The following is a 7,452-nucleotide window of genomic DNA, read 5'->3' on the forward strand; positions in this document are numbered from 1 at the left end:
ATCTCCTTCTAGAATCCGAGTAAGGATCCGACTTGGTATATAATGAGCGTTAATACGTAAGCAACTACGAGCGGATAAACGACTGAGAAAATCGTCCATTTTGCTGATCCTGTTTCACGTTTAATAACAGCTACTGTCGCTAAACACGGAACATATAATAAAATAAAGAACATAAATGCATATGCTGATAACGCAGTATAATGTGCTCCCATTACATTTCCAAGCACATCTTCTTTCACCGCATAAATAATTGCCATTGTAGAAACGACAACTTCTTTCGCTAAAAATCCTGTTAAAAGAGATGCTGCAGCTTGCCACGTTCCAAAGCCGAGCGGTGCAAATAGTGGTGCGATAAATCCACCAATCATCGCTAAGTAACTGTCTCCCATATCCACACCAAATCCTGATGGACCTGCGTAGTTTAATAACCAAATGACAACAGAACCACCGAAGATGAATGTACCTGCTTTACGAACAAATCCCTTACCTTTCTCCCACGTGCTTAGCCATAACGTTTTCGCTTGTGGCACGCGGTAAGGAGGTAGTTCAATGACGAAAATAGACTTTTCCGCTTTTAAAATGGTAAGAGACATAATTTTTGTAACTAATAATGCAAGAACAATACCTGCAACATATAAAGAAAACACAACAGTTGCCTGACTATGAGGGAAGAATACTCCCGCAAATAATGCGTATACAGGTAAACGTGCCGAACAAGACATAAATGGTGTTACAAGAACTGTAAGTAAACGTTCTTTTTCTTGTTCAATCGTTCTCGCTGCCATAATACCTGGAACATTACATCCAAAACCGATAATCATCGGAATGAATGCTTTTCCATTTAAACCGAAGAACTCCATAATTCTATCCATAACAACTGCAATTCGCGCCATATATCCTGAGTCTTCTAATAATGAAATGAAAAAGAATAGTGCAAAGATTTGTGGAACGAATACTAATACCGCACCAACACCGGCAATAATACCTTCTGTAACGAGTGCTTGAATAAAATCAGAAGCTCCGACACTTGTAAGTCCAGCTGTCACCCAATCCGTAAGCTGGCCACCAAAAAACTCATCTAACATATCCGATAAAGGTGTACCAATCCACGTAAACGTAACCTGAAAAATAAAAAACATAACTGCTAAAAAGATTGGAAGTCCTAAAATTTTATGTGTAATTAATCTATCAATTTTTTCTGAAAAAGGAATTTTTCCTTCTTTCTCATGCTTCATAACATTTGTTTTTAACTTTTCAATATACGCTTCACGAGTTTTGTAAATGTGCTCTTCCAACGTACAATCAAGTTTTTCTTCTAAGCGAGATCGAATGGCTGCAAGTTCCTTATAAATTGGTAATGCTTTCATCTCTTTTTCTACTACTTCGTTATTGCTTAAAAATTGAAGAGCTAACCATCTCGGATGCTCGTAATTCGCTTTCTCTAAAAGAGAAATTACTCCTCCAATTCCTTCATCCATTCGTACACCATATGAAATAATGAATGGCTTTTTCGCATTTTTGTCATTTTCTTTAAGCGTCGCAAGTAGTTCTTCACAACCTTTTCCGCTTCTTGCAACGACAGGAACGACTGTTACACCTAATAGTTCTGATAATCGTTTAACATCAATTACAATGCCTCTTTGCTTCGCCACATCAATCATATTTAAACCAATTGAAACGGGCTTACCAAATTCAAGTAATTGCAACGTTAAATGCATATTTCGTTCAAACTGCGAAGAATCCACAATATTTAACATATGCTGAAATTCTTCTGTTAATAGAAAGTTTGTTACAACACCTTCATCACGTGAAACTGGATTTAAATCATAGACGCCTGGTAAATCAATTAATGTTCCTTGCTTATCTTTTAATTTACCAACCTTCTTTTCTACTGTTACACCGCTCCAGTTTCCTACATACTCATAAGAACCAGTAAGTGCATTAAATAATGATGTTTTCCCTGTATTCGGATTCCCTAGCAAAGCTACCTTATTCACGCTAATTCCACCTTTATCATTTTCGCGTCACAATGACGAATACTAATTAACTGTCCACGACACTCCAATGTACAAGGACCTTTGAACATCGCTTTTTGCTTCATGCGAAGTTCGCTTCCTTCAGAAAGACCAAAAGCAGCCAGTCTTCTCTTTAGTAACTGATCTAACGACTGAATACTTTTTACTAACACTTTCTCACCAATTTTAATATCTACTAAGCTCATAACCTTCCCCCTCCGAAGAGAATGATAATTATTTTCAAAAGAATTATAGCACACTCTATTTCTTGAGCACTATACCCTTTGACTTCATATTTATTAACATTTCTCTACAATTTTATTTCAATTATTGTCATAATAGATTCGTTTGCCATTCTCATCCATTTCGCTTACAATAAACAATAACAAATAAAGAATTTCGTTATCACAGGGGGAGCCATGCCGCTGAGAGGGAACACTTCGTTCCGACCCTTCGAACCTGTTAGTTAATGCTAACGCAGGGATTGTGCAAACGTCCGAAATACATACCTCTTTTTTATTTACGTATTTCGTATCCTCCTATGATATCTATTCTTTTTTGTACAACTTGGATTTAGGGGGAGACAACATGCGTAACACCAATTTACAAGCGATGATCGAATCTGCTATTCTTGCAGCCTTCGCCATGATCATCGACATTTTACCATTATCAATTAAACTTCCAACAGGCGGTTCCATTTCATTTGCTATGATTCCTATTTTTATTATTGCTTACCGCTGGGGCTTTAAATCAGCTTTCTTAGGCGGTTTAGTATGGGGACTATTACAAATTGTGGTGGGAGATGCTTACATTTTAACACCTGTTCAAGCATTCATTGAGTACTTCATTGCCTTTGCTTTTATTGGATTTGCTGGCTTATTCTATCGTCCAATTCAAAAAGCACTTTTAACATCTAATGAAAATAGCTTAGAACAATCAAATTTAGGTAGCCGTAAAGACAAACCTTCATCAAAACAAAACCAGGGTAAGAAAGTCCTTGCTTATATTATCCTTGCTACATTTATCGGTAGCTTTGCTCGCTATTTCTGCCACTTTATTGCTGGCATTATTTTCTGGGGACAATATGCACCGAAAGGTCAATCAGCTGTGTTATATTCATTAATCGTAAACGGCAGTACAATGCTCGGTTCTTTTATTTTATGTACAGTTTTACTTATATTTTTATTCCTTACTTCACCACGATTATTCAAAAGCATCAATGCTTATCAAATAAATGCAAACAAAAAGGGCGCTTAATGAGCGCTCTTTTTTCATATCGTAATATCAATTAAAAATACAATAAATGCGCAAAAGAAAATAAATACCATCATACTTAGCCAATTGCTATGCACGGTTCATCGACTCCTTACATAACCTCATATTCTAAACAAATTATACTGATTAAAAATAAAGATTAGGTAAAGATAATATGAAAATAAATTAAAAAAACGTAGATAATATGATCTACGCTTTTTTCGGTAAATAGAAATAAAATAACACACCATTTTCTGTATTTTTTACCCCATATTCAGCATCATGTAGTTCTAAAATGTTCTTTGAAATGGCAAGCCCAAGCCCCGTCCCACCTTGTGAACGCTGACGAGCTGTATCCACGCGATAAAAACGATCCCAAATTTTATCTAATTGTTCTTCTTCAATGTGAGTACCTTTATTTTCAATACACACTTTTATACGATCCTTCTCATCTATTGTAGAAATAATAATATCCTCTTTATTTGGTGTGTAGCGTATGGCATTCGTAATAAAGTTCACGATGACTTGTTCAATCCGGCCTTGATTTGCAATCACTTCAAATGAACATATATTTTTATGAACATGAAGTTCTTTTTTCTCTATTTCCACAGATAGATGTTCACATATATCTTCAATTACTGTATCAATATAAAACGAATCCTTTTTCATTTTATATGTACCAGATTCAAATTTAGCTAGCTCAAGCATATCCAATATTAACGTATCCATTTTGTCTACTTCTCTCTCCATTGCCTGAAAATAATACTCTTTTTTATGTTCAGCTACCCCGTCTTTTAAAATAGAAATACAGCTTTTCATAATACTTAGCGGTGTTTTTAATTCATGTGAAACACCAGAAATGAATTCTTTTCGCGTCTTTTCTAACTTTCTTTCCTTTTCAATATCTTCTTCTAACTGTCCAATATGCGAATGGAGTTTATTTGATAGCACATTAATATTTTTTGATAAATCCCCAATTTCATCTTTTGAAGTAATCGGTATTTTTTCTGTGAAGTCTAAATGCGCTATTTTCTTCGTTGTATCATTTATTTTCAATAATGGCTTTGCAATTTGTTTTGAGTAATAGAACGAAGCTAAAAAAATAAGAACGACTACAAATGCAATGATATAGATATAATAATCTTGCACCATTTGTACAGCCTCATCTACGGGCTGTAAAGAAGCCATCGCATAAATATATGTTACTGATCCACCTTTTTCTTTTATCGGCTTAATTAATAATTTATATTTTATATCATTCTTTTCATAGTCCATTGTTTGTATTGCATATTGTATATGCTTGCTCTCTTTTAATAATAAATCCTTTTGAAATTCTTTTATGTTATCTAAAAAGATGCTATTTTTATAAATTTGATTTATAGGACCTGTTACATCAGGAAGCTGAACTTTCGTAACACGCCCACCTATGTAAGCATCTAATTCTTGAGCAGATTCTTTCTGGACAGCTGGTTTCTTTTCCTTAGCAAGTTGTTCTTCGGCTGCTCTCTTTTTCTCCTCATTTAATTTCATTTTCTCCTGAAACGCTTTTTCTAACGGTTTATTAGATCCACTTAAATTTTGCTTGCCTAACGTGAAAGAGAATGGAATATAATTATCATCTTTTTTCACGCCAGAAAAATAAATTTCTTGTCCTAAAAATGCATTTGATGATTTATTATCAATCTCCTCTATATTGATGAGATTGTATAAAGGAATTTTGAATATTTGTTGTCCAAAGCTCTTTTGTTGCCTACGATCTATCGTTACCTCAAAATAAAAATCATCCGCATGTTTTAAATTCCCATTCTGATCTAATGTCGTAATCCACGTATTATTTTCTCTTAAAAAGTCTTGCTCCAGTCGCTTAATTTCTTCTGCATTTCCTACATAATTCAAATAACTCTTCTCAAAGGAATTTAAGTTCACTTTAATATCTTCTACTTTTCGATTCGCATAATATTGTTTAAAAAATATCGTTTGTCCAATAAATATCGTCACTAAAATTAACATGCATAATGCTGTTGTGAGGGTAAATAATTTTAGTACAATTCCTTTTCTCATACATTCCCCTCAAATTTATAACCTGTTCGTACTACAGTTGTAATGTACTTTGCTTTCTCTCCTAATTTATTTCGCAAATTACGAATATGGCTATTAACGGTTCGGTCATCACCGGCAAATTCGTATCCCCAAATTCTTGAAATGAGTTGCTCCCGTGTTAAAACAATCCCTTGATTTTTCATAAAATACGCTAATATTTCAAATTCTGTATGCGTTAAATTAATGTCTGTTTTATCTACCGTAACAGCGCGAGACGGAAAATGAACGTGAATACCGTGGAGTGATAATGTATCATCTTCATTCTCTAAAAGTTGCTTTGTCACTTTTCTGCTTTCTAACAATCTTTTTGCTCTTGCTAATAAAATTGGCGGACTATACGGCTTCGTCACATAGTCATCTGCCCCAAGTTCAAAACCAAGTAACGTATCGTCTTCATCTACGCGCGCCGTCAGCATAATAATAGGCACCTCGGACGTCTTCCTAATCCTTCGGCAAACAGACCATCCATCGAGTTCTGGCAACATAATGTCTAAAATAACTAAATCCACCTTTTCTTGCTCAAATATAACTAAAGCTTCTTTTCCATCTCTTGCTTCAAACACTACATATTGCTCACTCAAAAAATAATCTTTTAATATTTCACGCAAAATATCTTCATCTTCCACAATTAAAATGTTTTTTGACATAACTTATGTATCCCCTTCCGTTTTCAGAAACTATCACTTCATTTTGAATAACTAGCCGTTAACTTCGCCTCGATAATATATCTATCTGGTGCATCCCCTATATAATCAAATGGATAGCAAGTCGTCAGTGTTAATACCGGTTCTTCTTTTTTTATAATAACAGTACGATCATCCGCGTGGGTAATCCACGTCTTTTGAATTTCATATGTGTAAATTTTATTATCATACTCTAAAACAAGCGTATCTTTTTCTTTTAACTCCCCTAAATCGGTAAATACAGTATCCCGGTGTCCACTCAAAACAGTATGTCCACCTCCAGATGGCGTTGTCGTTAAATCACTAACGAACATACCCACTCCTTTTTTCAAAGTCGTATCATCCGCTCCCCAATATATAGAAAACTTCTTCCCTATTTTTGGTATGTTTAACATCGCTACCTTTTCTCCTTCTTTATGTTCTGTTTGAGAAGAAGGCACTTGGGAAGTTACAGGTGTTTCGGAAGAAAGTTCATTATCTTGTATATTTTCAAGGCTCTTTAGTTCTTTTTTTGTTAATTGTTGAGCAGAGCTTTTTCCTTTATACCATTCGACAGCGTAATATGCTCCCATAAATAGCCCTATAGCCATCAATATGATACCGATATAATTGAGTATCTTCATGTTTCATCCCTCCATGCAAAAAATGGTAGGAATAACCTACCATTTTTAATATATGAAATTATGCCATTCTTTATAGGACAATATTTGATTTATGCCTTAACTTTATTCCGACGATTCAAACCAAATAATGTACCTAGTGCTACAAGACATGCGCTTAGTCCCATCATTGCTACATTATTAGATGCTGTGTTTGGTAATTTCTCTCCAGCTTCTTTTTTTGCAATAGCTTCCTTTTCTTTCACTTGTGGCGCTACTACTTCTTTAGCCATATTACTTTTTTCTTTTTCTTGTACTTGTGCCGCTTGCTTTTTCGCTACTTCATTCTTCTCTTGCGCTTGCGCCGCTTGTTTTTTCTCTGTATCATTTTTTTGCTGCGCCTGAATCGCTGCTTCTTTTTTTGCTATATCTTGCTGTATTTGCGCTGCTTCTTCCTTTGTCAATGTTCCAGTTGAAGCACTTGCTACTGAAGAATATCCTACTGTTAAAAGTGCCATCGCACAAATTGGTAATAGTTTCTTTTTCATTTTATTTCTCTCCTCTTATACGTTTTACATCACTTCGCATCGGATGTATCACTAGAATAAACAAGAGATATAAATTTAAGATGCAGATGAAATATATTTCATTTAAAGATTTCATTGTAGAGAAATAAAAAAACATCGCAATATGAAGTGACCCCCGAAAAGGGGACACCAATCAAAACACCTAAACCACTTGTTCCCTAAATTCTTTAGGGGATAGGTGGTTTAATTTTTCTTGAATTCGCACACAATTGTA

Annotated in this window: 8 protein-coding genes and 1 riboswitch; of the genes, 1 reads left to right on the forward strand and 7 read right to left on the reverse strand. The window is 34.8% G+C overall.

Annotated features, from left to right (window positions below; translation table 11 throughout):
* Positions 1 to 8: 8 nt before the first annotated feature.
* Positions 9 to 1,997 carry a ferrous iron transport protein B gene (gene feoB / locus MR143_RS22115; protein ID WP_001044824.1) on the reverse strand — a complete coding sequence of 663 codons (1,989 nt, stop codon included), beginning with the start codon at positions 1,995 to 1,997 and terminating at the stop codon, positions 9 to 11.
* Positions 1,994 to 2,221 carry a FeoA family protein gene (locus tag MR143_RS22120; protein WP_000060514.1) on the reverse strand — a complete coding sequence of 76 codons (228 nt, stop codon included), beginning with the start codon at positions 2,219 to 2,221 and terminating at the stop codon, positions 1,994 to 1,996. Before MR143_RS22120 ends, feoB begins: the two co-directional genes overlap by 4 nt.
* 194 nt (positions 2,222 to 2,415) lie before the next feature.
* Positions 2,416 to 2,517: riboswitch (TPP riboswitch) on the forward strand.
* 86 nt (positions 2,518 to 2,603) lie between these two features.
* Between MR143_RS22120 and thiT the strand changes: the two genes are divergently transcribed.
* Entirely contained in the window at positions 2,604 to 3,272 is a 669-nt protein-coding gene (gene thiT, locus MR143_RS22125) for an energy-coupled thiamine transporter ThiT (protein ID WP_001246577.1), read from the forward strand.
* A 207-nt stretch (positions 3,273 to 3,479) separates the two neighbouring features.
* On the opposite strand, the gene MR143_RS22130 is transcribed toward thiT, so the two are convergent.
* The 5 genes from MR143_RS22130 to MR143_RS33495 form a co-directional block, all read right to left on the reverse strand.
* On the reverse strand, positions 3,480 to 5,330 hold the full coding sequence (locus tag MR143_RS22130; protein WP_242280964.1) for a sensor histidine kinase: 1,851 nt from the start codon (positions 5,328 to 5,330) through the stop codon (positions 3,480 to 3,482).
* Positions 5,327 to 6,016, reverse strand: coding sequence for a response regulator transcription factor (locus MR143_RS22135; protein WP_000041844.1), 690 nt, complete (start codon positions 6,014 to 6,016; stop codon positions 5,327 to 5,329). The genes MR143_RS22130 and MR143_RS22135 overlap by 4 nt, the downstream gene beginning before the upstream one ends.
* 38 nt (positions 6,017 to 6,054) lie before the next feature.
* The gene (locus MR143_RS22140; protein ID WP_000698540.1) at positions 6,055 to 6,675 is read right to left on the reverse strand and encodes a class D sortase; all 621 of its coding nucleotides are present in this window, start codon (positions 6,673 to 6,675) and stop codon (positions 6,055 to 6,057) included.
* Positions 6,676 to 6,764: 89 nt separating this feature from the next.
* On the reverse strand, positions 6,765 to 7,199 hold the full coding sequence (locus MR143_RS22145) for an LPXTG cell wall anchor domain-containing protein (protein ID WP_000728028.1): 435 nt from the start codon (positions 7,197 to 7,199) through the stop codon (positions 6,765 to 6,767).
* Positions 7,200 to 7,380: 181 nt separating this feature from the next.
* Positions 7,381 to 7,452, reverse strand: a 72-nt coding sequence (locus MR143_RS33495) for an IS3 family transposase (RefSeq protein ID WP_326245104.1), incomplete at its 5' end; no start/stop codon positions are given.

The sequence above is a fragment of the Bacillus cereus group sp. BfR-BA-01347 genome (assembly GCF_022663835.1).
Taxonomy (GTDB): Bacteria; Bacillota; Bacilli; order Bacillales; family Bacillaceae_G; genus Bacillus_A; species Bacillus_A thuringiensis_K.